Source organism: uncultured Porticoccus sp. (assembly GCF_963975625.1).
Taxonomy (GTDB): Bacteria; Pseudomonadota; Gammaproteobacteria; order Pseudomonadales; family Porticoccaceae; genus Porticoccus.
In genome coordinates this window covers 35,808-62,015 of record NZ_CAXBHS010000011.1, presented here as the reverse complement: position 1 = coordinate 62,015, position 26,208 = coordinate 35,808, and the positions used below count along the sequence as shown (strand labels likewise).

Sequence of the window (26,208 nt, the reverse complement as noted above, 5' to 3'; positions counted from 1 at the left end):
TTAAGGATAGATCCTATGAAAGCAATGATTCTCGCGGCGGGGTATGGTGAAAGGCTTCGTCCCCTCACAGATGAGACACCCAAGCCCTTGCTGCATATCGGTAATAAGCCCCTGATTCAATACCATGTGGAACGATTGGTTGAAGCGGGTGTGCGCGAAATAGTGATCAATACCTCCTGGCTGGGTGAGCAAATAGAGTCTTTTCTCGGTGATGGCTCGCGTTTTGGTGTGAGTATTGCCTGGTCCCGCGAGACGGAACCCCTGGAAACCGGTGGTGGTATTCGCCGGGCTCTGCCGCTTCTCGGCAATCAGCCCTTTATTGTGATTAATGGCGACGTGTGGACCGATTACCCCCTTCAGTCGCTGGTCGAGCAAAGCTGGTCCGAGGATATGGATGCGCATTTGGTACTGGTGCCCAACCCTCTGCATCACGCCAGCGGCGATTTTGCCCTGAATGCGGATCATTGCGTTGGTTATCCCCTGGCGGGGGAACAAACTTTTACCTTCAGTGGTATCAGTGTCATGAGACCGGAGACGTTTGCCATGTTTTCTTCCGCCAGTGAACGCTTTCCGCTGAGAGATGTGCTCGCCGCGGGCATCCGCGGTGGTTATGTCACGGGGGAGGTTTTTTGTGGTACCTGGTGGGATGTGGGGACACTTGAAAGGTTGCAGGCGCTGAACCTCCTGGTTTCAGGCCGGGAGGTCAGTCCGGGAAAAAAGTCGCAACTTAAATTGCGCTAGTGGCCGGTGCCAGAGCCATGATGAATGTGACATTCTGGCGAGCTACTTTGCTATTTGGTTTGATCGCGGTGCTGCTGCTGGCTCTATTGCCCACCGGGGACCAGATGGTGTTTTCCGGGCAGGATAAACTGGCGCATGGCATCACTTTTGCGGTTCTGTTTCTGTTGTCAAAGCAGAGTCTGCCAGCGGGTGCTTCTATCTGGCTGATTTACCCGGGGCTGATGGGTTACGGGATTCTGATGGAGGTGCTGCAGGGGTTCACAGGTTATCGCCACATGGAAGGAGCGGACTTGTTGGCCGATTTACTGGGCCTGATGGTGGGGCATCTGGTTGTTCTGTCAATCCGGAAAGCTCAACGCAAGCTTCAGGTTTCCCGACTGTAATGTGGGGGTGCCACAGAACATCAACAGCAGTGTTGTCAGATCATCCCAGGGGTCTGCAATACGTATTCCTTTGATAGCTCGGTCGATGCCTGCGGCCAATCGAAGCATCTGTTTTAACCGGGTCAGTTTCAGCCTCCTCAGGGTTTGCTTGAATAACGGTTTACGTTTTTCCCAAACCCCCAGGTCTTTTAAAACCCAATCGAGGTGATCCCCGTTTTCCAGCGCTTCGCCGGCTCTGATCAGCGTGCGCAACTCCCGGGTCAGTGCCCAAAGAATAATGGCGGGTTCGGCGCCCTCATCGCGAAGGCCCCTGAGGGTGCGACAGGCAGCTTGGGGATCGCCCTCCAGAATCTTGTCCGCGAGTGTGAAGACATTGAAGCGGGCACTGTCGGCAACCACTGTTGACATGGTTTGACCATCTACTTCGCCGTCGGGTAGCAGCAACTTGAGCTTTTCAATTTCCTGAACCGCCGCCAGCAGGTTGCCCTCTACCCGATCGGCAAGAATTTCAACGGCCTGGCGATCTGCGCTGATGCCGGCTTGCTGAAGGCGTTTTCCGATCCAGCCGGGAAGCTGATCAGGGGGTACGGGCCACGTCTGTATCAGGGCGCCGTGGGCCTCTATGGCCTTAACCCATTTGCTGCGCACGGTGGCAGCTTCCAGTTTCGGTGTGATGATCAGCAACAGCGTGTCGTCAGTGGGTTTGCCAGCGCATTCCTGAAGCACCTTTGAACCCTTGTCCCCCGGTTTGCCGTTGGCAATTCGAATCTCGATAATTTTCTTTTCAGCGAACAATGACAGGCTGTTGGCTTCGGTCAGTACGGTATTCCAGTCGAAACTGCTTTCGGCATGGAGGATTTCTCGCTCAGTGTAGCCCTGCAGGAAGGCAGCAGCCCGGATAGCATCTGCTGCCTCCTGGACCAGCAGTGTCTCATCTCCGCTGACCAGATAAAGAGGGGCCAGATTGCCTTGAGAGAGGTGAGAACCGAGTTGTTCAGCCTTCAGTCGCATCGGGACCCGGTACGGTCGTCGAGCGGTTGGCAACAGCATTGAGACGGCTGATGATCTGGCGGATCAGGTCACTTCGCATTTCACGCCGCAGCAGGTTGGCTTCGTCTTCTTTCGACTGAACATCATTTTCATCGAAATCAAAGAATCTTTCTGTGCTGAGGGTGGTGCGCTGCAATAGCGGCTGTCCGTTGGCCGCCAATATCATGATCGTCACTTCTTCGGTGAGCTGGTATTCAGAGACCCGCACGGTGACGCTGACGGTGGCGGTCTTGCGGGAGTATTTCTGGTCGAGAATCACAATGTTGTATTGTGCGTCAGTGGCATTTTTCACCACGGTAATATCGTTGGCCTGCAGTGATCTCGAAAGGGCCTCATAAAAGTCATTAAACCGGCCCTGACTGCTGATATGTACACTGGATACATTGTCAACCGATCCCGTGCCCCGCAAATGCCACCCACAGCCAGCGGTGAGGGTGGTCACCAGCAAACCGGTTATGACCAGACAAAAAAATCGTTTCATGGTTATTCCTTAGGTTGTCACTTTTTCAGCGTGCAATTGCGGGTAGTCAGTTGGCAACGATATTGACCAGTTTGCCGGGCACCACGATTACTTTACGGATGGTTTGGCCTGCCGTAAAGCGAAGAACATTTTCATGGGCCAGCGCACTGTCCTCGATGCTCTGCCGGTCTGCGTCGACGGCCACATCGATCTGTGCACGAAGCTTGCCGTTGACCTGAACCACCATTTGAAGAGTGCTTTTTGTCAGTGCAACCTGGTCGGGAACCGGCCATGGTGTGTCCAGCAGGCTGTCAGTGTGACCCAGCGCCTGCCAGAGTGCGTGGCAGATGTGGGGTACAATCGGTGCCAGTACCTGTACGGTAATGGTCAATGCCTCCCGCTCTACAGCAAGGCCATTAACTGAGCTGCGATCGGCAGACCTGGCCAGCTCATTGAGCAGCTCCATCACGGCGGCAATAGCAGTATTGAAGGTCTGGCGGCGGCCGAAGTCATCACTGACCTTAACGATTGTTTCGTGGGTTTTACGGCGGAGATCCCGCTGCGTCTGATCAAGTGACTCGCTATCCAGTTCGCCGGGTGTGCCTGCCTCCAGGTGGGCATGAACCATTTTCCAGAGTTTTCGCAAAAACCGATGGGCCCCCTCAACCCCGCTGTCATTCCACTCCAGTGACTGTTCCGGTGGCGCGGCAAACATGGTGAACAGCCGGACAGTATCTGCACCGTAACGATCAATCAGTTGTTGCGGGTCCACTGTGTTGCCCTTGGACTTGGACATTTTGGTGCCGTCTTTAAGTACCATGCCCTGGCACAGCAGCCGGGTGAAGGGTTCATCGGAATTCAGCAGGCCCTCGTCGCGCATCAACTTGTGGAAAAACCTTGCGTACAGCAAGTGCAGAATCGCATGTTCGATACCCCCTATATATTGGTCAACGGGCAGCCAGTAGTTGGCGGCTTTGCTGTCGAGCATCCCATCGGTGAAGTTCGGGGAGGTATAGCGGGCGTAGTACCAGCTCGATTCCATAAAGGTATCAAAGGTGTCTGTTTCCCGCTCGACCATCTGGCCGTTGAGCTCGACTTTGCACCACTCCGGATCCGCTTTGATCGGCGAGTGCACTCCGTCCATCACCACATCCTCTGGCAACAGCACAGGCAGGCGATCGGCGGGAACGGCAATATCGCTACCATCTGGAAGATTCAGGATGGGAATGGGGGTGCCCCAGTAGCGTTGACGGGAAACGCCCCAGTCGCGCAAACGGTAATTGGTCTTTATTTCGCCGCAGCCCAGTTCGGTCAATTTGGCGGCGATCGCGTCGAAAGCCTTTTCAGGACTCAAGCCATCAAAATCACCGGAGTTGATGGATACGACCTCATCTGCTGACTTTGACGAGTACCAGTCTTTCCATAAGTCGGGATCAAAATAATTGTAGTCCTCTTTTGGAGGTGCGTTTTCGGTGTCTTTTCTGCCGTCTTTGTCGGAAGAGGGTGTGCGCTCAAATACCTGTTTGATGGGGAGTCCGTGTTTATTGGCAAACTCGAAGTCGCGCTCATCGTGGGCGGGCACCGCCATTATTGCGCCAGTGCCATAGTCCATCAGCACGTAGTTGGCCACCCATATCGGAACTGTTTCGCCACTGATCGGATGGATGGCATTGAGGCCGGTGGCCATGCCCTTTTTTTCCATGGTGGCCATGTCGGATTCCGACATGGACTGAGTCTTGCAGTGTTGGATAAAGGTAGCCAGCTCAGGGTTCGTTTTGGCCAGCGCCAGAGCGATAGGGTGTTCTGCCGCTATACTGGCGTAGGTGATGCCCATTAGCGTGTCGGGGCGGGTGGTGTACACCTCAAAGTGGTCGATGCCACTCACGCCCTGTTCCAGCTGGAAGCGGAACTGAACTCCGCGGCTCTTGCCGATCCAGTTGCGTTGCATGGTGCGCACCTGTTCCGGCCAGCCATCCAGTTTGTCGAGATCGGCCAGGAGTTCTTCTGCGTAGTCGGTAATCCTGATAAACCACTGGGGTATTTCCTTGCGCTCGACCGGCGTATCGCAGCGCCAGCAGCCACCGTCTATAACCTGTTCGTTGGCCAGTACGGTCTGGTCGTTGGGGCACCAGTTAACCCCCGCTGTTTTCCTGTATACCAATCCCTTTTCGTGGAGCCTGGTGAAGAACCACTGTTCCCAGCGGTAATAATCTGGTTTGCAGGTGGCCAGTTCGCGCGACCAGTCATAACCGAAGCCCAATCGTTTCAACTGGGCTTTCATGTACTCGATATTTTCGTAGGTCCATTTCGCCGGGGCAGTATGGTGCTTGATCGCTGCATTTTCAGCGGGCAGGCCAAATGCATCCCAGCCCATGGGTTGCAATACATTCTTGCCGAGCATCCGCTGGTAGCGGGCAATCACATCCCCGATCGTATAGTTGCGCACGTGGCCCATGTGCAGCTTGCCACTTGGATAGGGGAACATCGCCAGACAGTAGTACTTTTCTCTGCCGGGAATTTCGCTGACTTCAAAGGCGGCGGTTTCCTGCCAGTGTTGCTGGGCGACAGTTTCTATTTCACTGGGGTGATATTGGTCTTTCATCGACACTCTGTATTGTGGGGTTGGGGGCTAGGCCAGAAAAGCCGCTAATTATAGGCTAAAGGAGGGTGCAGACACAGCCCGCGATGTGACTATTGGCGGCTCATTGCTCCTACCGTTGTGGTTTGCGTCAGTTGGCCCGGAATTTCCAGAAAGCGCCTAGCAGCATGATCAGCGAGCACAGCAAGACCGGATTCGAGCCCCATCGGCCGAAGGGTGTCTGGCCCCGATAGGGCGTCAGTTGGCCTGTGAGGGTGCTGCGAATGAAAGGGGGTGTCGTAGCGACGACCTTGCCATGATGGTTGATCAGGGCCGTAATGCCATCATTGGTGGCGCGAATCAGCGGTTTGCGGTTTTCTGCTGCCCGCATTCTGGCCATCTGAAAGTGCTGTTTTGGACCGATGGATCGGCCGAACCAGCTATCGTTGCTGACGGTCAGAAGCAGGTTTGAACGGTTGGCAGTAGCTGCCACCAGGTCAGGAAAAACAATTTCGTAGCAAATGGCTGTGCCAATACGGATATCGTTGGCACGAATGGGTTGTTGTAAGGTGGGCCCGGGGCTAAAGACCGACATGGGCAGGTTCAAAAAGGCCATCGTGCCGCCAAGCCAGCGCTCAAAGGGCACATATTCCCCAAAGGGTACCAGGTGTTGCTTGTGGTAAATGCCGCTTGCTGTGCCGAGAGCCATCACGGAATTGTGGTATTGCCGCGTGGTCGTATTGCGCGTGGGAATTCCCGTGAGCAGGGCGGTATTGGTATCCAGCGCACTTTTTGCCATTGCGGCAAGAAAGGGTTTTACCCGCTCTTCCAGAGTCGGCACCGCGGATTCTGGCCAGATCACCAGGTCGTTGCCCAGTAGTTCACGGGTCATCAGGCGGTTCTGCTCAAGAATAGCGGCAAGTTGTGTGCTGTCCCACTTTGCGGCGACGGGAAGCGCGGGCTGCATGATGCCAATGCGCAATGGGTCGCCTGCAGAGGTCGTCCATTCAGCAGACTGCAGATACCAGCCGCTCGCCCAGCCCACTGCCGCCAGCAATGCGAGATTACCGAGCACAAAGGATGCTCTGGTGATGGCAGCGATGCCGATCACCGTGCCGGATAATGCGCAAATCCAGCTGATCCCCAGTACCCCGGTGATGGGTGCCCACCCCGCCAGCCAGGTGTCAATGTGGCCATAGCCGAGATACATCCATGGGAAGCCGCTAAATAACCAGCTGCGAGTCCATTCTCCCAGAACCCAGATACTGGGGAAGGCGAGGGCCATGGTGCCCGCCGTACGGTTTAACCCTGTGCCATATAGCATAAATGGCAGGGCAAAAAGTACCGCCAGCAGAATCACAAACAGGGATGTCAGAATCAGGGCGAGTGGTACGGAGGCGTGACCGTGGTCGTGGATACTGATGAAGACCCAGGATACCCCAACGCCAAACATGCCGAGTCCAAACCAGAAGGTGCGCCAGAAGCAGTCAACCGGGCGCAACTCCTTGAGTAGCAAAACCAGGCCGGCAACAGCTATCAAGCCGATTGGCCACCAGCTCCACGGCGCCAGCGACAGCGGCAGCACGGCGCCCAACATTACCCCGAGCAGATGTCCCCTGAATTTGGGGTGAGAAGCGATTGATCCCATCATTGGATTGTGGTCCCGGGCAGACGGCTGGACTAGGCTTTAATCCGCAACTCGAGCAATTTGACCTGCCGGTTGTCGCCCTCCGCAACGCGAAAATCAAAGTTGTCCACTTCGATGGTTTCATCGACCTTGGGCATGCGGCCAAAGGCCTGGACGATAATGCCGCCTATGGTGTCGAATTCCTCATCACTGATCCCGACATCGAAGAATTCATTGAAATCCTCGATGGGTGTCAGGGCATCCACCAGATAGCTGTTGTCCTGCTGGGGGCGAATCATGGTGTCTTCGTCCTCATCGGTCTCATCTTCGATGTCGCCGACAATTTCCTCGAGAATATCCTCAATGGTGATCAGCCCGGCAATGCCGCCATATTCGTCAATGACGATAGCCATGTGATAGCGCTGTTCGCGGAACTCCCGCAACAGCACATTCAACCGTTTGCTCTCGGGGATGATCGTGGCGGGCCTGATCACATTGGCAATTTCGAAATTTTCACGACCGCTCAGTAGTAGCGGTAATAGCTCCTTGGCCAACAGAATGCCGACAATATCATCAGCATTGTCACCGATCACCGGGAAGCGGGAGTGGCTGGATTCGATAACCAGCTCGAGAAGGTCTTCAAGGCTGGTATTTTGCTGAATCACGACCATTTGAGTGCGGGGGATCATGATTTCCCGCACCTGCTGGTCGGAGACATGCAGTGCCCCCTCAATAATTTCCAGCGCATCGTGATCAATAATGCCGTTATCGTAGGCGGAGCGGAGGGTGTTCGCCAGCTCCTCTCGCGATTGTGGCTCCGAGGAAAAGGCCGTGGCCAGTTTGCCTAACCAGGATTTCTCCTGTGTGCCATTCAAGTCGTCATCAGTCATGAAATATCTGCTGCTCCGGAGCATCATCCTGTTGGTAGGGTGGTGAAAAACCCAGCTTCGTCAGTATACGGGTTTCAAGGGCTTCCATTACATCCGCATCATTATCTTCAATATGGTCGTAGCCGATCAAATGCAGGCAGCCGTGAACCAGTATGTGCGCCCAATGCGCCTCAATGGGTTTGCCCTGCTCGGCCGCTTCGCGCTCGACCACCGGTGCACAAATGACCAGATCCCCGAGTAGCGGAAGTTCTAAATCCGGTGGCAAATCGGCCGGGAAAGACAACACATTGGTGGGACCCGGTTTGTGGCGATAGCGTTGGTTCAGTTCGGCACACTCTGCTTCACCGACAATTCTTACGCTCAGCTCGGCCGTTTGCCGGGTGCTGGACAGTGCTGCGGTAGCCCAGCAGCGTAGCTGTTTTCTGCTCGGTATCCAGCCCGTTTTACCATAGGTATTGTCGATATCGAGCTGAAGCTTCATTGCGGCGGGTCTTTGGCCTCGTCCTGCTCGAAGGCATCATAGGCATCGACAATCTGTTGTACCAGCGGGTGGCGAACCACATCCTTCGAGCCGAAAAACGTAAAGCTGATATCTTCGACGTCCTTGAGCACCTTGCAGACGTGAAGCAGTCCGGAGTGACTGGGTCGGGGCAGGTCGATCTGGGAGGTATCCCCGGTAATTACCGCGGTGGAGCTGAAACCGATTCTAGTGAGGAACATCTTCATTTGTTCCCTGGTGGTGTTCTGGCTCTCATCGAGAATAATGAAAGAGTTGTTCAGGGTGCGGCCGCGCATGTAAGCCAGCGGTGCTACTTCAATAACACTCCGGTCAATGAGTTTTGCTACCGTTTCAACGCCGAGCATTTCATACAGCGCATCGTAGAGTGGACGCAGATAGGGGTCCACCTTCTGGCTCAGATCTCCAGGCAAAAAACCGAGTTTTTCGCCGGCTTCAACAGCAGGGCGCACCAGCAGAATGCGCTCCACTTCGTCTCTCAGTAGCGCTTCCACCGCGCAGGCTACTGCCAGATAGGTTTTGCCGGTACCGGCAGGTCCCACCCCAAAATTGATATCGTGGGTCTGTACGGCCCGCACATAGCGTTGCTGGCTGAGTCCTCTGGGTTTGATATTGCCTTTTTTGGTGCGGATGACCGTCTGCGTTATAGCGTTCTCTGTCTCGGTGACATTGCTGTCAGCTGTAGTCGTGGTCGCATAGTGTTCCATAGGCATTCCGGCAGTGGATTGTTGAATGGCAAGATGAATGTGGTCGGGTGTCAGCTCACGGCTGCGACCGGTTTCCTGATAGAGGTGATGGAGAAGTTGCCCAGCCACGTCAGCTGCGGCATGGTCGCCAATCAGTGCGAAGGTATTGCCTCGGTTGCGAATCTCGATTTTCAGCCGCTGTTCGATGTGTCTGAGGTGTTCGTCGAATTGTCCGCAGAGTGTTGCTAGGCGACGTGTGTCGCTGGGTTCCAGCGTGATGGTTTGTGTTGCAGTCTGAATATTCAAATTTTCCAATAGGCCGCCCTCTGCGGCTACGCATGTAGGGCAAGCATATAACCTTTATTAGGGTCTGAAAACAGTTTTGAGTGAGGTTTATAGGTATTTGCCAGCGCCGTCATTTATGCTGCAGTGTTCTCCGTTGCAGCGATCAGGCGTCCGCGCAGTGAATTGGGCAACGCCTCGATAATGCTCACCCTGGCAAACGTACCTATCAGTTGATGGTCGGTGGCTGGGAAATTGACGACCCGGTTGTTTTCGGTGCGGCCCTGCAACTGGCCGGGATCTTTCTTTGAAATGCCGGTGATCAGGATGGTCTGTTCAGTACCGACCATTTGCTCACTGATACTCGTGGCATGCTGGCTGATCCGGCTTTGCAGGATTTGCAGTCGTTGTTTCTTGAGGTTTTCGGGCGTGCTATCGGGCAGATCGGCTGCCGGTGTGCCCGGTCGGGCGCTGTACACAAAGCTGAAGCTGTGATCAAAGCCGATATCCTGAATCAGCTTGAGGGTATCCTCGAAATCCTTCTCGGTCTCACCGGGAAAACCAATGATGAAGTCCGATGAAATGCTGATATCCGGTCTGATCCGGCGCAGCTTGCGAATTTTTGATTTGTATTCCAGTACGGTGTGGCCACGTTTCATTGCCGCCAGAATTCGGTCCGAGCCACTTTGCACCGGTAGGTGGAGGTGGCTGACCAGTTCGGGTACTTCAGCGTAGGCCGCAATGAGGCTGTCTGAAAATTCCACTGGGTGGGAGGTGGTATAGCGAATGCGGTCAATGCCTTCAATTCCCGCCACATAGCCAATGAGTTCCGCCAGGTCGCAGAGGCTACCGTCGGGCATGCTGCCGCGGTAGGCGTTGACATTCTGTCCCAGCAAATTGACTTCCCGCACGCCCTGGCCGGCGAGGTGAGCCACTTCCGCGAGTACATCTGCAGCCGGGCGGCTGACTTCCTCACCTCTTGTATAGGGCACAACACAGAAGGTGCAGTATTTGGAGCAGCCTTCCATAATCGAAACGAAGGCAGTGACGCCATCGGCGTCCGGCTGAGGCAGCCGGTCAAATTTCTCAATCTCCGGGAAGCTGATATCGACGATGGTGGTGCCGTCTCGCTGCTTTCTTTCGGCCAGCATTTCCGGCAACCGATGCAATGTCTGCGGGCCAAACACCAGATCCACAAAAGGTGCGCGCTGGGCAATGGCGTCTCCCTCCTGACTGGCGACACAGCCGCCAACCCCGATGATCAGTTCCGGATTGCGGGCTTTGAGGTGTTTCCATCGGCCGAGCTGGTGAAAAACCTTTTCCTGGGCTTTTTCCCGGATTGAGCAGGTGTTCAGTAACAATACGTCGGCTTCTTCCGGGTTGTCTGTTGCCACCATCTGGTGGCTGTCGCCCAGCAGATCACGCATGCGTGATGAATCGTATTCATTCATCTGGCAGCCATGGGTGACAATGTGCAATTTTTTGATTTTTGGCTCGGACATAAATTACTGGTTATGGATACACTTGGCGCGGCCGCACAGTATAACGGTCGTCAGTGGTTAATCCCACAGGGTGTGGTCTGATCGGGTGAAATTTGTGCAGATTGTGGTATTCTTTCGCGCCCTTGATAAACCGGTGAACAGGCAACCTGTATGGCATCAACCCCCATTTACAAAATTGTATTTTTCAATCAGGGTCAGGTGTACGAAATCTATGCCCGGCAAGTCTACCAAAGTGATTTGTGGGGGTTTCTGGAAGTCGAGGAGTTTGTGTTTGGTGAACGCTCCCAGATGATAGTCGACCCTTCCGAAGAAAAACTGAAGAATGAGTTTTCCTCGGTCAAACGGAGCTTTATTCCGCTGCATTCTGTCGTGCGCATTGATGAAGTGGAAAAAGAAGGTTCCTGCAAAATTATTGAGGCGAAGGGCGGTGCCGGTAATGTCACCCCTTTCCCCTATGCGGGTCTTGCACCCAAACCAAAAAGTGATCGCTAGTTAACAGTCGCCTGTTTGGCTGAATAAAAAGGGCAGCTTGTGCTGCCCTTTTTTGAGGTCGGGAGCCTAGGCCTTGAGTTGTTGGTTCACAGAGGCCAGTTTCACGGCATTACAGAATACGGCCATGGCGTGATCAATATCCTCAACGGTAGGGAATGACGGTGCCAGACGGATATTTTTATCGTCCGGGTCTTTTCCATAGGGGAAGGTGGCGCCCGCCGGGGTGAGTTTGACCCCCGCTTCTGCAGCCAGCTGGATAACAGCGTTAGCCAGTCCGGGGCGGGTATCAAAAGAAATAAAGTAACCGCCATCGGGTGAACTCCATTCTCCCAGGTCAGAATCGCGGAAGTTTTCCTCAAGGTGCTTCAGCACGCAGGCAAAGCGCGGTCGCAGCAGCTCGGCGTGTCGGGCCATATGGTTGCGCAGTTCCGCCATAGTACCAATCATCTTCAGGTGCCGGAGCTGGTTGACCTTGTCCGGCCCGATAGTGGCAATCCCCAGGTGTTTTTTCATAGCACCCAAATTCGTTTTGCTGCCCGCCATGAAGGCCACCCCTGCACCGGCGAAAGTCACCTTGGAGGTCGATCCGAACTGCAGTACGCTATCTTCGGTGCCATGTTTCTCACAGGAATCCCGTATATTGGCCAGTTCGACAGGTTTATCCACCAGGTCGTGAACTGCGTAGGCGTTGTCATAGAAGACCCTGAAGTTCGTGGTCGCGATAGTCCCCAGTCCGGCCAGCCGTTCGATGGTCGCGGCGCTGTAAATACAGCCGGTGGGGTTGGAGTATTTGGGTACACACCAGATTCCCTTGATACTGCTGTCATTGCGGAGCAGGGCCTCCACTACGTCCATATCCGGGCCGTCTTCATTCATCGGCACGTTGACCATTTCAATGCCAAATTCCTCGCAGATGGCAAAGTGACGGTCATAACCGGGCACGGGGCAGAGAAACTTGACGTTTTCTTCATGTCGCCAGGCCGAGTCCGGTCCGTTCAAACCAAACTGCCAGGCAAACAGGACACTGAAATACATCAGGGTCAGGCTGCTGTTGCCCCCCACCATGATTTCGTCAGATTTTACGCCGAGGATCTCTGCCGCCAGTTGGCGCATGGCCGGCAAACCGTCCAGTCCGCCGTAATTGCGGGTATCCACGCCCTCGTCCGAAACATAATTTCCCTGCAGGATGCCATCCAGCGCATCGGCCAATGATAATTGGTTGGCGGATGGCTTGCCCCGGGTCAGATCGAGATTAAGCTTGCTGGAGACAAAGCTCCGATGGTTGGCAGAAAGCGCTTCTTGCCAGCGTTGCAACTGTTGACGGTCTGCTTGTTCAACGTACACGGGGATTCCTCTTGACGGGGTTGAAGTGAAGTTTTGTGTGCTGCAGAATAGATACATTCGCGTAGCTCGAGTGATTATACGAAAAACATAACACTCGGTGGGATGGAATAATGGAGCGCCAGGCCATTAAATCCAGAACTGCCAGGGACGTTTTTGTACTTCTTTGTCTTCCTTGCGGCGTCCGGGGTTTTGGCGTCGGTCTTTTTTTCCCGGTTCGTATCGGACCTCCTGGCGAGGATCTGTGAAAGAGCGTCTTTCACCTTTTCTTGAGTCGGGCCCGCGATATACCTCAGTTTGGGTTAATTCTTTTGCCTGAAAGAGGCTCTCTTTGCTTGGCGGGACTTCCTCGGGTTTTGGCTGGATAGCCAGCCCCGCTTGAGGTGTCGGGGCCGGTGGAGCCTTACGAACGGTATCCGAGATATCAACTACTTTTTTTTTAGTGTCGCTAACGGCTGCAGGTGCCACCTGGGGCGGTGCATCGTAGGTGTCCTCAACAGCAAAATCGAGATCGGGAAGCATGGTCTTTGATGTCAGCTGCTCCTGATTGATTTCACCCAATACAATCTTGGCGTCGTTAATGCTGATTTTATGCAATTCTTCAACGCAGGCATGTAAAAAAAGTCGACTGCAAATCATATTGATGCGTCTAGGAATCCCCTCGCTGACTTTGTGGATTACAGGGTAAATGGCATTACTGATAGCCGGGTCTCCGTTCCAGCCAACCTGATTCAACCTGTGTTTGATGTAACCCTTGGTTTCCTCTTCATTCAGGGATGCCAAATGGCAGGCGGCCACGAGTCGCTGGTGCACTTGTTCCATATTTGGCTGCTGAACAATATCCCTGAGCTCTTCCTGGCCCAAAAGAAAAATCTGCAGCAGAGGTTCTCGGCTCATCTGCAGATTGGTGAGCAATCGAAGTTCTTCCAGTGCGGCTGTGGAGAGATCCTGAGCTTCGTCAATGATCAGTAGGGCGCGCTTGCCAGTTTTGTAGTCGTTGACAAAAAGCCGGGTCAACTGTTGCAAGAGCAGTGATTTATGGTCTGTGTTGGATGACAAGCCAAAAGCATCGGCAACCATTCGCAACAGGTCGTCTGCCCCCAGCTGTGTGCAGACCAGCATGGCGACATTCACTTGATCTTCCCGAAGACTTTCCACAAGATCACTGACTAGGGTTGTTTTTCCAGTGCCGGGCTTGCCAGTAATCATCACAAAGCCTTCGGCGCGCTGAAACGCATACTGCATGTAAGCCTTGGCTTTGGCGTAACTGCGGTGGTTAAAGCAGAACCTGTGATCCGGACTTAGTCGGAAGGGCTCGGCCTTGAGGTCATAAAATTGTTCGTACATGGGAATTGGCCGAATTGTATTTTTGGGTTTGTGAGCCCCCGGAGTATAAATTGAGCAAATAAAATCAGCAACTTAATGCTTTTGCGCTTATGATTTATTCGCTATAACCAAAATTGGCGGGATTGAAGCAAATGGTAGCTGTCTATCGTTAAACGTGACGTGAGGAGCGTTAAGTGAGAATTCTATCGAACATAGCCACAGTGGCGGGTATTGCCGGTGTGGTCATCTGTCTGCTCGCTGGTGTGATTCGTCTGATGGGCGATTACTACTTTGTGGGTTTTGAAATACTGACCCTGTTTAATATCGGTGTTGCAGCGATGGTTTTTAGTTGCCTATTAAAGCTTGAGTATATTGTGTATTCGCTCAAGCGATGATAGTTGCTGTAGCGGACAATGCTGTGAGAGTGCTTACTTTTCCTGCCTGATCGCTTTTCTGAGCAGGTGTGGAATCAGTAGCCGCATGGGCATGCGAAGATAGTGTGACCTGATAAATAAAATAAAGCGGGCAAGCCCCAGTAAACGGGTTTTTTGACCAAGACAGTTTGGCATCATGGCTTTCAGTAACATCTTGTCCATGAGGTACCTGGATAAACAAAAGGGTTCTGCCCCGGCGGCAATTTTTCCTGTCAGCTCCTCGGGAACAGGCGTTTTCAGAAGCATCTTGGCATAGCGCAGTCCGTAATAGAGTGATCGTGACAGGTGGAGTGTCTTTGCCCGGGTGAAGAGGCCGGCCCAGGCGTCGCCACTCTCCAGAGCGTACTCACGCAGTAGCGCGTCCAGATCGACAACATCGCGTAGCCCCTGCTCGAAGTCCCCTTCATGAAAAAGGTGGGCGGCACTGTGCAGAATCATGTCCTGGAGAGATAGAACATACATTCCCGGGTAATCCTTCAGCTCAATCACCTGCTCCCATATTTTATTGATATCAGGTTTTGCATCGGCAGTAGGCGGGAGAATGGTGTGGTGAACATCCAGGTCTGTTTGTCTTTTCAGGTGTTTCAGTGGCGGTAGCTCATGCATCCATGTGCGATAATATTTCTGGTCATAGGGATCTATCTTTGTGCAAAACCACCCGTGTTTGATAAGTGCTTTTTCAGCTTCTTTTAACTGCTCATTCCTGACCAGAATATCTATGTCGCCAAACAGTCTACCTTGGGATGCATCGCGCTCACTCATGACATAGGCAGCACCTTTGAGCAAGGCAAAGGGAATGCCGGCTTCGCTCAGTGCAGTATAAATTTGCAAGATCTCCCACTTCACTGAGCGGAGGTTGCTTGATGACACCAGTTGGGCGCTGTGCAAGTGAGACTGAAGATGCTCAGGCACAAAGGACAGAAGATCGAATATTTCGACGAGGTGCGCCATGCGGCTCAATAAATTGCTGCGTCTCGCCTGACGAACAAGCATTTGCCATTCACCAGGTGAAAGTCTGGTGGCACTGTGTTGCGGATCACGAAGGAAGCGAACCAGGCAGCATTCCATGATTGACTCAGGCATCAATCAGATTCCCTAGGGTGGTATAGGCGTCATCCAGATTCTGGTAGTTCAATCTGAAGCATTCGCACTGGTCGAGCATGGCTGTCAGCGCACCAAAGGCGGTTGAGCCAAGTATGTGGTAATTGAAGCTGTTTTCTGCCAGTTCGAGAAACGTCCTGCCCTTACTCAAAGGTGATAATTCAATGTTCGCGCCCTTGCGGTATTTTGGAAAGATGATGGCGGTCGGCACAGCTGGCTCATCACTTCTTGCTACGCTGCTTGTGGGTGCGCACATGTGGGCAACACTGCCTTTGGCGGTATCGTGTACTGGTTTCCCCACAAAAATGTCATCATTTGCAAATGACCTGACGAGATCAATGGACTCGTTTTTAAGGCTTATCGGTCTTGGAATCGGTGTGATTAAGCCGGTTTGCGTCGAAAGCAGTGCCATTTCATCGGACAGTAGCCGCCACCCCTGGCTAACAAGGCCCGCACAGAGAGTGCTTTTGCCGCTACCTGGCGTACCCGGAAAAATGATCGCCTTGCCATTTTTTTCCACAACTGCGGAATGGATAACCAGATATTGGTGTGCATTGTTGGCTACGCACCAGTTGAGTCCCCATTCGAACATGGCAAAAGATTGGGTTTGTGGTAGGGGCTTGAAAGGCAGGTAGCCGTCAAAGGAAAAAATGGCCTGCGGACGAATCCAGCGTCTGATTAACGACGGAGATTGCAGTGCGATATGGAAATCGACCCGGTGGATATCTTCCAGAGTGTAGGCGCCGTATAGCTCGCTGAGATTTTCTGCAACGTTTGGCAGGGTTGACGACAGGTTGACTACGAAGGGGCCAATTTTCAGGTTGATACCTTCTCCTGCGAGCTGTTGTTTTAGTTTTCGAAGCGGTATCGATGCGAGCAGCAAAGGAGCTATTCCCCTGTCGCTGAAATTAAGTGCATGTCCTGAAGTTTCTGCAGGGTAGTGCAGAGATATTCATCTATTGCTGTTTCAGAAACATCATCCAGCTGCTCTTTGAGCAAGAGGCTGAGTTGGTCGTATCGGGTTGGTGCTGCTGCAATGGTGATCAGAATCCTGGCGGCCGTTGCTTCCAGCAAATGGGTTTCCCCGGAAACCGGATTGTACATGACACATTCCTCCTCCCATTGGCGATAGAGGCAGGACTGGCAGGAGGAGGAGAAAGTATCGGCATTATTCATGCCGATACTTTAAAGCAAAAACTTACCAGGTTGAATCCAGAAATGATCCGATGCTCCCTGTATAGGGCTCCGGTATGGTTGATGGATCGTTATAAAGTCCAACAAGCTGGCTGGGAGTGATGACATAGGTAATGCCACTGTGCGAGGCATTCAGGAGTGCGGCTACAAAATGGCCTGCAAAGTTGCCTGTGCTGCCACCGGGATTTTCATGCAAAATAGTCGCCATTGGCAAATGGCAGACGCTGGCGAGCCCGGAGGGACAGCCTAAGCCGTAATAACCCAGGGCTTCAGAGAGTGTTGTCCCTTCTACATAGCATTCGGGTTCATTTTTTTTGTTCCTGCCACATTTTTTCTTTTTCCCGCTGCCACCCTGGGTGTAGGTTGCTTTCGGGTCATAAATGCCATATTGAAACGGGGTGCTGTTCCAGTCGGGTTCACTGCCCCCTACGTTTTTCCAGCCGCCGGGGCTCCAGCCGGGGCTACATTGACCTCTGTCCTGATACAAATGTCCGGACATCATGTTGGACAGGCACGGAGCCCCCAGCGCAGAGGGGCTGGCGAGAGACATGAGAATCGGCGCCGCAGCACCGATGCGGGAAAAATTGCGGCGTGAGATATTTACTGAAGAATTAGGTTCAGCACCCTTCTTGGTTGCATGATTTTGTGAGTCGTTTTCCATTGCTCCAAACCTGTATCTACGGGGTTTTATTTGATATGAAAATCATTCTGCAATAAATGGGCCATCGTTTTTAAGTCTTTACTAATCAGTGCGTTGCGATCATAAAAACGAGTTTTCTTTTTGGCAAGGTAGTCGGCGACCCCTTGATGTAAAAAAACCTGACAGCTGCAAGGGGTCAGACAATCTGTTTAATGATGATAGTCGATACAATGCTTTCTGGTATGACCTTTGGGGCGCCTAGAGCCGCCATATATCGATATTTTTCTCTTCAAACAATGACCTGTCGAGCATTGATTTAACATCAATGATGGTAGCGTTTTTAGCCATGATGGCGCCAAGTTCACTGGCAGATAGCTTCTTGTAGTGCTGGTGGGCAACCGCCAGAACCACTGCATGTGCATTTTTGATTTGATCCCAGGGGGTAAGTTCCACGCCGTATTCCTCAATAGCTTCGCTACTCTCTGCCATGGGATCATGAACAATGATATTGCAGTGATATTCCCTGAGTTCTGCGATGATATCTGCAACTTTTGAGTTTCGGAGGTCGGGACAATCCTCTTTGAATGTTAGTCCCAGGATCACTACATTGGCACCACAGACCGGGTGACCTTTCTTGACCAGTTGTTTTACAGTCTGTTCGGCAATGTATTTGCCCATGCCATCGTTAGTTTGTCGGCCAGCCAGAATAACCTGGGGGTGGTGGCCCTCTGCTTCGGCTTTAAAGGTGAGGTAGTAGGGGTCGACGCCAATACAGTGCCCACCCACCAACCCGGGGCGGAACGGCAGGAAATTCCATTTTGTTCCCGCTGTTTCCAGAACATCAAGCGTGTCTATACCGAGTTTATGGAAAATAAGGGACAGTTCGTTCATCAATGCAATATTAAGATCGCGCTGAGTATTCTCAATCACTTTTGCTGCTTCAGCTACCTTGATGCTGGCAGCTCGATAAACTCCGGCCGTAATAATCTGTTCGTAGGTTTGGGCCACTTTTTCCAGGGTTTCGGGGGTGTCACCAGAGACTACTTTGACGATGGTCTCCAGCCGATGAACTTTGTCACCGGGGTTGATGCGTTCCGGAGAGTAGCCAATAAAAAAGCCATTTTGTCCGTCCTTACTGACTGCGCCGGGCTTGCCAAGCCAGGGCATCCCGGATACCGACTCCAATATGGGTGCGCAGGTTTCTTCAGTGCAGCCCGGATATACGGTTGATTCATACACGACAGTGGTGCCTGGACTGAGGTGCGCTGCAATGGTTCTGGATGCCCCGTGAACAGCCCTCAGGTCAGGTTTGTGAGCCTGATCAATGGGGGTGGGGACGGCGATAATGATAACGTTGGCTTCCGCTAATTTGGCGGGATCATCAGTGAGTTCAAGGTGGGAGGCTGCGGCCAGGTCTTCTGGTGCTACTTCTCCACTGGGGTCTTTCCCCGAAAGATAGGCGGCCAGCTTTTTCTTGTCGAGGTCAAAGCCAATGGTTGGCAGTTTTTTGCCAAATGCGACGGCCAGAGGCAGACCTACGTACCCTAATCCAACAACTGCTACTTTCTTCACAATATCTCCCGTGTCCCTATGAGACCGTTGACGAATTATTTTTAATCCGCTGTCTTTTTTAAAAACCAATCCAGCGTAGCCTGTAACCCTTGGTGGACGTTATGAGAGGGCTGGTATCCGAGCAACGAGTTGGCCTTTTCGATGTTTGCCCGTGAGTGTCGAACATCGCCAGGGCGCAATGCCCGGTGTTTGGCCGTCAAACTGTTGATATTCGGGTAATGACTCCCGAGCAGCATTTTTATCGAAGAAAAAAGCTCGTTCAGGCTGGTTTGATCGCCGCACGCGACATTATATATCTGATTGATGGCGGTCGGATTTTCAGTGGTTGCGGCCAGCAGGTTAGCTTGAACGGTATTGTCGATAAAACAAAAATCCCGTGATGTTTCCCCGTCACCATTAATAAAGCAGTCTTCTCCGGACAGCAGTTGCCCGAACCACTTGGGTATGACAGCGGCATATGCGCCGTTTGGATCCTGTCTTGGCCCAAAAACATTAAAGTAGCGGAGACCTATGTTTTCCATGCCATAAGTTCGGGCGAAGACGTCCGCATACAGTTCGTTCACGTACTTGGTGACGGCGTAGGGTGAAAGTGGGCGTCCAATTTCATCTTCGACTTTGGGGAGTCCCGGATGATCACCATAGGTGGATGACGAAGCTGCATACACAAAGCGCTTTACTTCGGTGTCTCTCGCTGCCACCAGCATGTTCAGAAAGCCATCAATATTTGAGCTGTTGGTTGTAACTGGGTCTTCAATAGATCTTGGTACGCTTCCCAGAGCCGCTTGATGAAGAACAATATCGACACCCTTGCATGCATTTATGCAGTCGTTCAAGTTGCGGATATCGTAGGGGTAAAAAGTAAACCTGCCCCAGTTTTCGCCGCTTTCGGCTTGCACGTCGTCCAGATTGGATTGATGTCCGGTTGAAAAGTTATCAATGCCGACAACCCGTTGCTCCAGTTCAAGCAAGGTTTTTAGAAGGTTGGAGCCGATAAACCCTGCAACACCAGTAATTAGCCAGGTTTTCGGTTTTGATCTTAGTGATTGCTGTAGATCGCTGTACGATGTCACCGATATATTCCTTGATTCGTGGGTGGCTAATCCATATGTTGCGATTGTCTCGTCCACCACAAAGCGGTAGATGGAAGGGCAGTAACTGATAGCAGCCAGCTGGGTTTTTTGGTTGAATCGCCTTCGGGCAAAAACACCGCTTCGATTAACTCAGCTGCATGTCCGACTAAATTTAAGGTGCTGAGTATAGTGTTAAAGGCAGTTCTGATCCAGAATCCGCTAGTGTGCAAAATCTGTTGCTGAATGGAGACGCTTTATGATCGACGGGATCTTGAAACTAGACCTGCAGGTTCTCGCATGAATGTGGGTGTGCCCAGCTATCTGTTCGCATTTTTTGCCTATTTGGTACTGACAATTCTGATCAGTGTTTCATGGCGTGGACGACCACAGGGGATTCTGATCATTCTCGCTGCCGTCTGTTCGACTGTTTGGGCTGGCGCTATTGCAGCCGGCGAGTTCGGTGCCCGGGTTTCCTTTGAGATGATACAGCTGGCTGAACTGTCGAGAAACCTGTCCTGGTGTCTGTTCCTGTTGGATGTTCTCTGTAAAAAAGATGGTGAAAGTGCCCGTGGGGCCCTGGTGTTCCGGTTTTCATTGGGCTGCTCGGCAGTGCTTATACTTTTTGGCGTTCTGTTTAGTACGCCATTTGCTTCCGAGTATTTGTCCGTATCAGAAACGCTGTTCCGAGAAATTGTGTTAGTGCTATGGGTGGTACTTTCACTCACGGGTCTGATTCTGATTGAGCAAATTTTTCGCAACTCTGGCGCTACCCAGCGGTGGTCGACAAAATTCTTGTGCCTTGGTATCGGCAGTTTTTTTGTCTATGACTTTTTCATGTACTCGGATGCACTGCTTTTCAAACGCATCAGCCTTGATTTATGGGAAGCCCGCGGTCTTGTGAACGGGATGGCTGCACCGCTTATCGTCATTGCCATCGCCCGAAACCCCAAGTTTGAAATGAATATACACGTGTCAAGGCATGTGGTTTTCCATACCGCAACGATCATGGGGGCGGGTGTTTATCTGTTACTGATGGCCACTGCCGGTTACTTCATCCGTTATTATGGCGGGACTTGGGGTGGTGTGCTGCAAATCGTATTTTTCTTTGGTGCGGCAGTCCTGCTGGTCACCCTGATGTTTTCCGATAAGATTCGTGCTCAGGTAAGGGTCTTGCTGAGCAAGCACTTTTTTTCCTACAAACACGATTATCGGGAAGAATGGCTTAAGTTTACCCAGACGCTTTCAGGTAGTGATGACAGTGTACCGGAGCGGGTGATTCAATCCATTGCGAAGCTGACGGAAAGTCCAGGTGGCATCCTGTGGGAAAAAAATGATGCTGGACATTTTAGTGTGCTGGCTCGCTGGCATATGCCTGAACCTGATTGTGCGGATGCGAAATCGTTAGATTCTTTGACGTTATTTATGACGCGGACTCACTGGGTTATCGATATCGATGAATATAATGAAGATCCCGAAAAATATGCGGGTTTGGTCCTGCCGGAGTGGTTGCTGAAGATTCGGAATATCTGGCTGTTGGTGCCCCTGATACTTCGGGATGAGTGCCTGGGGTTTGTGCTGGTCAGGCGCTCGGATTTGTATCACGCGATTAACTGGGAAGATCGGGATCTTTTGAAAATGGCAGGCCAGCACGCGGCCAGCCATTTGGCGCAATATCGGGCAGATCAGGCCCTGATTCGTTCGCGACAGTTTGAAGCGTTTAATCGGCTGTCTGCCTATATTGTTCATGATCTGAAAAATATCCTGGCCCAGCAATCGCTGATTATCACCAATGCAGAAAAGCATAAACACAAGCCCGAGTTCATTGACGATGTTCTTGCAACTGTCAAAAATTCCGTTAATAGAATGACCCGGCTTATGGAGCAGATGAGAAGCGGTGTTCGGGGCGATTTGGCCGAGGATATCGAGCTTGGCAGTTTGCTGACGAAGCTGGTCAGGACCGCCTCTGCTAGGGAGCCTAAACCTGTACTTGAATCGGTGGTCGGTGATGCGGTGGTGCGTGCGGACCGTGAGCAGCTATCGACTGTATTTGGCCATATCATCCAGAATGCCCAGGACGCCACCCCGGCAACAGCAAGAGTTGCTGTCAGCGTAGAGAGGCAGGGGCAGACTGTTCATGTCATTATTGAGGATGCGGGTACGGGAATGGATAGGACTTTTATCCGCGACCGTCTTTTCAGTCCATTTGATTCCACTAAAGGTTTGACCGGCATGGGTGTGGGCGCATTTGAAAGTAGAGAGTATATCCGTTCTGTCGGCGGGGATATTCTGGTTGCCAGTGAGCCGGGGGTGGGTTCTCAATTTACTATTATCTTGCCGTGTAGTCCGATTGATGGTGGCGAAGCAAGTACCGAAAATGAAGGAAATCAGTCGTGAAAGAAACCAACAGACCGCTGCTCGTGGTTGAAGACGATACCGGCCTGCAAAGTCAGCTGCGCTGGTGTTTTGATGACTATGATGTGGTCATCACCGGTGATCGTGAGGCCGCCATAGCTCAGTTGCGCCGTCATCAGCCATGGGTGGTATTGCTTGATCTGGGGCTGCCGCCGGACCCCGGTGGCGTCACAGAGGGTTTTGCCACGCTGAGTGAGATCCTGGTGATTTCACCGCAAACAAAAGTGATCGTGGTGACGGGTGACAATGATAGATCCAATGCGGTCAAGGCAATTGGTCTTGGAGCCTACGATTTTTATCAAAAGCCGGTTGACCCCGATATCCTTACATTGATTGTCGACCGGGCTTACCGTGTTTATGAGCTGGAGTCTGAAAACCGTCGACTTCAGGAGCAGGGTGTGGAGTCCCCTTTGCGAGGGGTTGTTACTGCCAGCCCGGAAATGCTGAAAGTCTGTCGCACAGTTGAGAAAGTAGCGCCCTCCGATATCACGACCTTGCTGCTGGGCGCCAGTGGCACTGGCAAAGAGGTTATTGCCCGGGCATTGCACGAGCTGAGTGCCAGGGCAAACCAGAAAATGGTGGCAATCAACTGCGCTGCGATACCGGATAACCTGTTGGAGAGTGAGTTGTTCGGCCATGAGAAAGGTGCCTTCACGGGTGCGGTTAAGCAGACGCAGGGGAAAATAGAGTATGCCGACGGGGGTACCCTGTTTCTCGATGAAATTGGTGACTTGCCATTAGAGTTGCAGTCCAAATTATTGCGTTTCCTTCAGGAAAGAGTCATTGAGCGAGTAGGGGGTAGGACAGAAATCCCCATTGATGTGAGGATTATATGTGCCACACATCAGGATTTGACCAAATACATAGAGGAGGGGAAGTTTCGCGAGGATCTTTATTACAGGGTGAGTGAGATCACCATCCAGATACCGTTGTTGAAAGATCGTGAAGGGGATGCCCTGCTACTAGCAAAGGCGTTTTTGGCACGTTTCAGCAAAGAGTCAGGGAAATCGTTACGTGGATTTGACAAGCAGGCAGCTCAGGCGATCGAATCTTACGATTGGCCTGGCAATGTCCGTGAGCTGGAAAGTCGAATCAAACGGGCCATTATCATGGCCGAAGGTACCCACATCACCCTGGAGGACCTTGAGCTGTCGCCAGCGGGCGAAGAGGCGGCACCGTTTAACCTCAGAGAAATCAGAGAGAAAGCTGAAAAAGGCGCTATTCAGAGAGCGTTGCTGAATGCGGGGGATAATGTCTCGGAAGCGGCCAAGATGTTGGGAGTGACCAGACCAACCCTCTATAACTTTCTCGAAAAGTACAATATTCGTTCCTAGGTGGCAGGACGTTACAAAGTACGATAGGGGGTGATTACCGGCCCTTGCCAAAAAGAACAATCTCAACGGTTCTGATGAGAATGTTGAGGTCGAGCAGGAAGCTGCGGTGCTTGACGTAGTAGAGGTCGTACTTCAGCTTTTCCATGGCGTCCTCGTCTGTTGCTCCATACGGATATTTAAGCTGAGCCCATCCGGTTAAACCGGGTTTAACATTGTGCCTTTCGTTATAGTAGGGGATGCTGCGAACCAGCCCCTGAACAAACTCGGGTCTTTCCGGCCTGGGGCCGACAAAGCCCATTTCTCCGCACAGCACATTGTAGATTTGTGGTAATTCATCGATTCGGCATTTTCGAATAAAGTTTCCTATGCGGGTTATTCTGGTGTCATTGACTTTGGCCCAGACGGCTCCGTTGCTCTCGGCATCCGTGCGCATACTTCGGAATTTGATGATTTTGAAGACCTTGCCGTCGAGTCCTACCCTCTCCTGGCGATAAAAAATGGGCGCCTTGATGCCATCTTCAATTTTAATCACCAATGCAGTGATGAGCATAATTGGCCAGGTGACGAGCAAGAGTAGAATAGCGATTGATGCATTAAAGAGCCAGTCTACCGAATTTCTCAGGTAGTGGATTGAGGCGAAACCATTGGAATAAATGATCCAGCTGGGATAGATGAGGTTGACCGCAATTTGTCCTGTTTCCCGTTCGATGAAATCCAGAATATCAATAACATTGACGCCACGAATTTTACAGGCGAACAGCTCATCAACAGGTAGGTTAGCCCTTCTCTCGTCGCTGGCAACAACAATTTCGTCAATATTGTGTTCGATAACAAATGACAAAAGCGCACCTTTTTCAAGGTTGATGCGTCGTTCCTGTTTAATGCCATCGGGCAAGTCGCCCTCCATCACCACAAACCCCTTGAGGGTAAAGCCATGGCGGTCAACAGCGCGTCTCATCCTTCTCTCAACGATCGATGCCCGTTCTCCAGAGCCAAGTATCAGTACGTTGATCTTGTTAAAGCCAAGCAGGTCGAAACGGTTGAGGGTATGTCTGATGAGACTGGTAAGAATCAGTCCTATACCCGCTGCTGTGAGCACAACCTCAGCAGTGAAGGGCTCCGTGTTGATAAGCATAAAGAGAATCGCAAACTCGGCAGAGCCGAGTGCGACGGCAAGCACGAGCCTGCGAAATACACTGCGATAATTTTCTCGCATTCTGGGGTTGTATAGCCCCAGTGAAAGGGAAGTGAGCAAAATGAAAAGAGCAAAAACAAGAGAGTAGGCAGCGACTATATTTGTTTCGAGGTTGCTTTGTTGGGACCAGCCAAAGAAATTATTGGCAAGGATGGCAAAAAATACCGAACCGAAATATACGGAAAGCTCGACGATTACGAGCACCTTATAACCTGAGGACAAGTCGCGAAAATTCGTCTTTTTCATTGCCTGTAATAAACCCCTTCCATAAGGTAGGTTTGGCTTCTGATTGGAGAAGCCAGTTGCTTTTGATGGGTAACCGTTGGGCCGGTCTATCAGTATCTGCAGCCGGAATCATCACAGGCTGTGCCCGCCAATAGCAGGAAATCCTATGCCGGAAATTTGCAGTATATGGCTGACGGTGGTTGGTAAGCCCTTACACTACAAATAGTTAGCCTTAATTGTTTGTTGCGGAGCAGAACCCAGCCTTATCGGGGAATGGTACCAGTTAATTAGGACTAGGGCCGAGTATATTTTGCAGGTCAAGCCACGCAACCGGCCGTTCGTCTAAATGATTCGTCCATAAAGCGGAGCTTCTGTTTAAATCCCGTCACGGGCTGGGGTGGCGTGGCCTGAAGCCCGCTGCTAGTCATCGGTTTTATGTGCATGCTACACTCAGCCGGGATTTATATTTGAAGCACTCAAGGGAGGAGCTGAATCGTGTCTGGTCTTATTTCTTACGTATCAAGAACTTCATCTGTGATTGGTCTCAGTCTGGCTCTAGTGGCTCTTTCCGGTTGCTCGTCATCAACCCACACCGAGGTGCCCGATGACCTGCGTACAATGCCGGCCGACTATACCTATGTAATTGGTCCCGGGGATAGTATGGAAGTCTTCGTCTGGGGTAACGAAGAGCTGACAATCAACGGTGTCAAAGTACGTCCTGATGGGAAAATCAGCACCCGGTTGGTTGAAAACATCGAGGCAAGTGGGAAAACGCCCTCGGAGCTTGCCCGGGATATTGAGGAAGCCTATTCAGAATATGTCAAGAGTGCTGTTGTCAGTGTTATCGTCGACGACTTTGTGGGCGTCCCCTCTCAGCAGGTCAGAGTGGTTGGTGAAGCTGCAGAGCCGACAAGTATTCCCTTCAGAAAACATATGACGCTGCTTGATTTGATGGTGGAAGTCGGTGGCCTGACGGAGTTTGCCGCTGGCAACAAGGCTGTGTTGATCAGAAGCTTTGGTGGTGATCAAAGCACGTATAAGCTTCGCCTGGATGATCTGCTCAATGATGGGGATATTTCGACAAATCTTGCCCTCTTTCCCGGAGATATAGTGATTATCCCTGAGGCTTGGTTCTAAGTCGTTGCCACGACGTAAC

General features: G+C 52.0%; 24 protein-coding genes. 7 read left to right on the top strand and 17 right to left on the bottom strand.

Going from position 1 to position 26,208, the window contains the following annotated elements; genetic code table 11:
- Window positions 1–15: 15 nt before the first annotated feature.
- Window positions 16–741, top strand: coding sequence for an N-acetylmuramate alpha-1-phosphate uridylyltransferase MurU (gene murU / locus AACZ64_RS10710; protein WP_293615549.1), 726 nt, complete (start codon window positions 16–18; stop codon window positions 739–741).
- Between the two features lie 17 nt (window positions 742–758).
- Window positions 759–1,124 carry a VanZ family protein gene (locus AACZ64_RS10705; RefSeq protein WP_293615550.1) on the top strand — a complete coding sequence of 122 codons (366 nt, stop codon included), beginning with the start codon at window positions 759–761 and terminating at the stop codon, window positions 1,122–1,124.
- Here the strand turns inward: AACZ64_RS10705 and holA are convergent.
- The 8 genes from holA to miaB all read right to left on the bottom strand — a co-directional run bounded on the left by holA (window position 1,080) and on the right by miaB (window position 10,716).
- A complete protein-coding gene (holA, locus tag AACZ64_RS10700; RefSeq protein WP_293615551.1) occupies window positions 1,080–2,135 on the bottom strand; it encodes a DNA polymerase III subunit delta in 1,056 nt (351 codons plus the stop codon). The two genes, AACZ64_RS10705 and holA, sit on opposite strands and share 45 nt — an antisense overlap.
- Window positions 2,119–2,655: an LPS assembly lipoprotein LptE gene (gene lptE / locus AACZ64_RS10695; protein WP_293615552.1), complete on the bottom strand. Its 537-nt coding sequence runs from the start codon at window positions 2,653–2,655 to the stop codon at window positions 2,119–2,121. Before lptE ends, holA begins: the two co-directional genes overlap by 17 nt.
- 46 nt (window positions 2,656–2,701) lie before the next feature.
- The gene (leuS, locus tag AACZ64_RS10690; RefSeq protein WP_339640046.1) at window positions 2,702–5,236 is read right to left on the bottom strand and encodes a leucine--tRNA ligase; all 2,535 of its coding nucleotides are present in this window, start codon (window positions 5,234–5,236) and stop codon (window positions 2,702–2,704) included.
- Window positions 5,237–5,363: 127 nt separating this feature from the next.
- Window positions 5,364–6,863, bottom strand: a complete 1,500-nt coding sequence (gene lnt, locus AACZ64_RS10685) for an apolipoprotein N-acyltransferase (RefSeq protein ID WP_339640044.1) — start codon at window positions 6,861–6,863, stop codon at window positions 5,364–5,366.
- 29 nt (window positions 6,864–6,892) lie between these two features.
- Window positions 6,893–7,729, bottom strand: a complete 837-nt coding sequence (locus AACZ64_RS10680) for a transporter associated domain-containing protein (RefSeq protein WP_051921124.1) — start codon at window positions 7,727–7,729, stop codon at window positions 6,893–6,895.
- Entirely contained in the window at window positions 7,722–8,210 is a 489-nt protein-coding gene (ybeY, locus tag AACZ64_RS10675; RefSeq protein WP_293615555.1) for an rRNA maturation RNase YbeY, read from the bottom strand. The genes AACZ64_RS10680 and ybeY overlap by 8 nt, the downstream gene beginning before the upstream one ends.
- Window positions 8,207–9,238 (bottom strand): PhoH family protein, encoded by a 1,032-nt coding sequence (locus tag AACZ64_RS10670; protein ID WP_293615561.1) that lies wholly within the window; start codon window positions 9,236–9,238, stop codon window positions 8,207–8,209. The genes ybeY and AACZ64_RS10670 overlap by 4 nt, the downstream gene beginning before the upstream one ends.
- 113 nt (window positions 9,239–9,351) lie before the next feature.
- Window positions 9,352–10,716 (bottom strand): tRNA (N6-isopentenyl adenosine(37)-C2)-methylthiotransferase MiaB, encoded by a 1,365-nt coding sequence (gene miaB / locus AACZ64_RS10665; protein ID WP_293615556.1) that lies wholly within the window; start codon window positions 10,714–10,716, stop codon window positions 9,352–9,354.
- 150 nt (window positions 10,717–10,866) lie between these two features.
- On the opposite strand from miaB, the gene AACZ64_RS10660 reads away from it, so the two are divergent.
- Complete coding sequence (locus AACZ64_RS10660) at window positions 10,867–11,208, top strand: DUF1820 family protein (RefSeq protein ID WP_293615557.1); 342 nt, start codon at window positions 10,867–10,869, stop codon at window positions 11,206–11,208.
- A 66-nt stretch (window positions 11,209–11,274) separates the two neighbouring features.
- On the opposite strand, the gene AACZ64_RS10655 is transcribed toward AACZ64_RS10660, so the two are convergent.
- Both AACZ64_RS10655 and AACZ64_RS10650 read right to left on the bottom strand, forming a co-directional pair.
- Window positions 11,275–12,552 (bottom strand): aminotransferase class I/II-fold pyridoxal phosphate-dependent enzyme, encoded by a 1,278-nt coding sequence (locus AACZ64_RS10655; protein WP_293615558.1) that lies wholly within the window; start codon window positions 12,550–12,552, stop codon window positions 11,275–11,277.
- Window positions 12,553–12,678: 126 nt separating this feature from the next.
- The gene (locus AACZ64_RS10650; protein WP_339640039.1) at window positions 12,679–13,896 is read right to left on the bottom strand and encodes an AAA family ATPase; all 1,218 of its coding nucleotides are present in this window, start codon (window positions 13,894–13,896) and stop codon (window positions 12,679–12,681) included.
- A 173-nt stretch (window positions 13,897–14,069) separates the two neighbouring features.
- Here AACZ64_RS10650 and AACZ64_RS10645 point away from each other — a divergent pair, with 173 nt between their 5' ends.
- Window positions 14,070–14,270 (top strand): hypothetical protein, encoded by a 201-nt coding sequence (locus tag AACZ64_RS10645; protein WP_293614106.1) that lies wholly within the window; start codon window positions 14,070–14,072, stop codon window positions 14,268–14,270.
- Window positions 14,271–14,303: 33 nt separating this feature from the next.
- Here the strand turns inward: AACZ64_RS10645 and AACZ64_RS10640 are convergent, their stop codons facing one another.
- The 6 genes from AACZ64_RS10640 to AACZ64_RS10615 form a co-directional block, all read right to left on the bottom strand.
- Window positions 14,304–15,392, bottom strand: coding sequence for a nucleotidyltransferase family protein (locus tag AACZ64_RS10640; RefSeq protein ID WP_293614105.1), 1,089 nt, complete (start codon window positions 15,390–15,392; stop codon window positions 14,304–14,306).
- The gene (locus AACZ64_RS10635; RefSeq protein WP_293614104.1) at window positions 15,385–16,293 is read right to left on the bottom strand and encodes an HprK-related kinase A; all 909 of its coding nucleotides are present in this window, start codon (window positions 16,291–16,293) and stop codon (window positions 15,385–15,387) included. The genes AACZ64_RS10640 and AACZ64_RS10635 overlap by 8 nt, the downstream gene beginning before the upstream one ends.
- Window positions 16,294–16,298: 5 nt before the next feature.
- On the bottom strand, window positions 16,299–16,586 hold the full coding sequence (locus tag AACZ64_RS10630; RefSeq protein ID WP_293614103.1) for an HPr-rel-A system PqqD family peptide chaperone: 288 nt from the start codon (window positions 16,584–16,586) through the stop codon (window positions 16,299–16,301).
- 22 nt (window positions 16,587–16,608) lie between these two features.
- A complete protein-coding gene (locus AACZ64_RS10625; protein WP_293614102.1) occupies window positions 16,609–17,265 on the bottom strand; it encodes a hypothetical protein in 657 nt (218 codons plus the stop codon).
- Window positions 17,266–17,502: 237 nt separating this feature from the next.
- Window positions 17,503–18,816: a nucleotide sugar dehydrogenase gene (locus AACZ64_RS10620; RefSeq protein WP_293614101.1), complete on the bottom strand. Its 1,314-nt coding sequence runs from the start codon at window positions 18,814–18,816 to the stop codon at window positions 17,503–17,505.
- 41 nt (window positions 18,817–18,857) lie between these two features.
- Window positions 18,858–19,886 carry an SDR family oxidoreductase gene (locus tag AACZ64_RS10615; RefSeq protein ID WP_293614100.1) on the bottom strand — a complete coding sequence of 343 codons (1,029 nt, stop codon included), beginning with the start codon at window positions 19,884–19,886 and terminating at the stop codon, window positions 18,858–18,860.
- A 297-nt stretch (window positions 19,887–20,183) separates the two neighbouring features.
- On the opposite strand from AACZ64_RS10615, the gene prsK reads away from it, so the two are divergent.
- Together prsK and prsR are read left to right on the top strand one after the other, a co-directional pair.
- The gene (gene prsK / locus AACZ64_RS10610; RefSeq protein WP_293614099.1) at window positions 20,184–22,280 is read left to right on the top strand and encodes an XrtA/PEP-CTERM system histidine kinase PrsK; all 2,097 of its coding nucleotides are present in this window, start codon (window positions 20,184–20,186) and stop codon (window positions 22,278–22,280) included.
- On the top strand, window positions 22,277–23,632 hold the full coding sequence (prsR, locus tag AACZ64_RS10605) for a PEP-CTERM-box response regulator transcription factor (protein ID WP_293614098.1): 1,356 nt from the start codon (window positions 22,277–22,279) through the stop codon (window positions 23,630–23,632). Before prsK ends, prsR begins: the two co-directional genes overlap by 4 nt.
- A gap of 34 nt (window positions 23,633–23,666) precedes the next feature.
- Here prsR and AACZ64_RS10600 read toward each other — a convergent pair whose 3' ends face one another.
- Window positions 23,667–25,073, bottom strand: coding sequence for a TIGR03013 family XrtA/PEP-CTERM system glycosyltransferase (locus AACZ64_RS10600; protein ID WP_293614097.1), 1,407 nt, complete (start codon window positions 25,071–25,073; stop codon window positions 23,667–23,669).
- Window positions 25,074–25,547: 474 nt separating this feature from the next.
- Between AACZ64_RS10600 and AACZ64_RS10595 the strand changes: the two genes are divergently transcribed.
- Entirely contained in the window at window positions 25,548–26,189 is a 642-nt protein-coding gene (locus AACZ64_RS10595) for an XrtA/PEP-CTERM system exopolysaccharide export protein (protein ID WP_235189798.1), read from the top strand.
- The last annotated feature ends 19 nt before the right edge of the window (window positions 26,190–26,208 follow it).

Coding starts and splice junctions, on each gene's coding strand:
- AACZ64_RS10680 (WP_051921124.1), bottom strand. CDS start 7,729: ATGACTGATGACGACTTGAATGGCACACAGGAGAAATCCTGGTTAGGC.
- AACZ64_RS10600 (WP_293614097.1), bottom strand. CDS start 25,073: ATGAAAAAGACGAATTTTCGCGACTTGTCCTCAGGTTATAAGGTGCTC.
- AACZ64_RS10625 (WP_293614102.1), bottom strand. CDS start 17,265: ATGGAAAACGACTCACAAAATCATGCAACCAAGAAGGGTGCTGAACCT.
- ybeY (WP_293615555.1), bottom strand. CDS start 8,210: ATGAAGCTTCAGCTCGATATCGACAATACCTATGGTAAAACGGGCTGG.
- AACZ64_RS10630 (WP_293614103.1), bottom strand. CDS start 16,586: ATGAATAATGCCGATACTTTCTCCTCCTCCTGCCAGTCCTGCCTCTAT.
- AACZ64_RS10660 (WP_293615557.1), top strand. CDS start 10,867: ATGGCATCAACCCCCATTTACAAAATTGTATTTTTCAATCAGGGTCAG.
- holA (WP_293615551.1), bottom strand. CDS start 2,135: ATGCGACTGAAGGCTGAACAACTCGGTTCTCACCTCTCTCAAGGCAAT.
- lptE (WP_293615552.1), bottom strand. CDS start 2,655: ATGAAACGATTTTTTTGTCTGGTCATAACCGGTTTGCTGGTGACCACC.
- leuS (WP_339640046.1), bottom strand. CDS start 5,236: ATGAAAGACCAATATCACCCCAGTGAAATAGAAACTGTCGCCCAGCAA.
- prsK (WP_293614099.1), top strand. CDS start 20,184: ATGAATGTGGGTGTGCCCAGCTATCTGTTCGCATTTTTTGCCTATTTG.
- AACZ64_RS10640 (WP_293614105.1), bottom strand. CDS start 15,392: ATGCCTGAGTCAATCATGGAATGCTGCCTGGTTCGCTTCCTTCGTGAT.
- AACZ64_RS10705 (WP_293615550.1), top strand. CDS start 759: ATGATGAATGTGACATTCTGGCGAGCTACTTTGCTATTTGGTTTGATC.
- murU (WP_293615549.1), top strand. CDS start 16: ATGAAAGCAATGATTCTCGCGGCGGGGTATGGTGAAAGGCTTCGTCCC.
- lnt (WP_339640044.1), bottom strand. CDS start 6,863: ATGATGGGATCAATCGCTTCTCACCCCAAATTCAGGGGACATCTGCTC.
- miaB (WP_293615556.1), bottom strand. CDS start 10,716: ATGTCCGAGCCAAAAATCAAAAAATTGCACATTGTCACCCATGGCTGC.
- AACZ64_RS10650 (WP_339640039.1), bottom strand. CDS start 13,896: ATGTACGAACAATTTTATGACCTCAAGGCCGAGCCCTTCCGACTAAGT.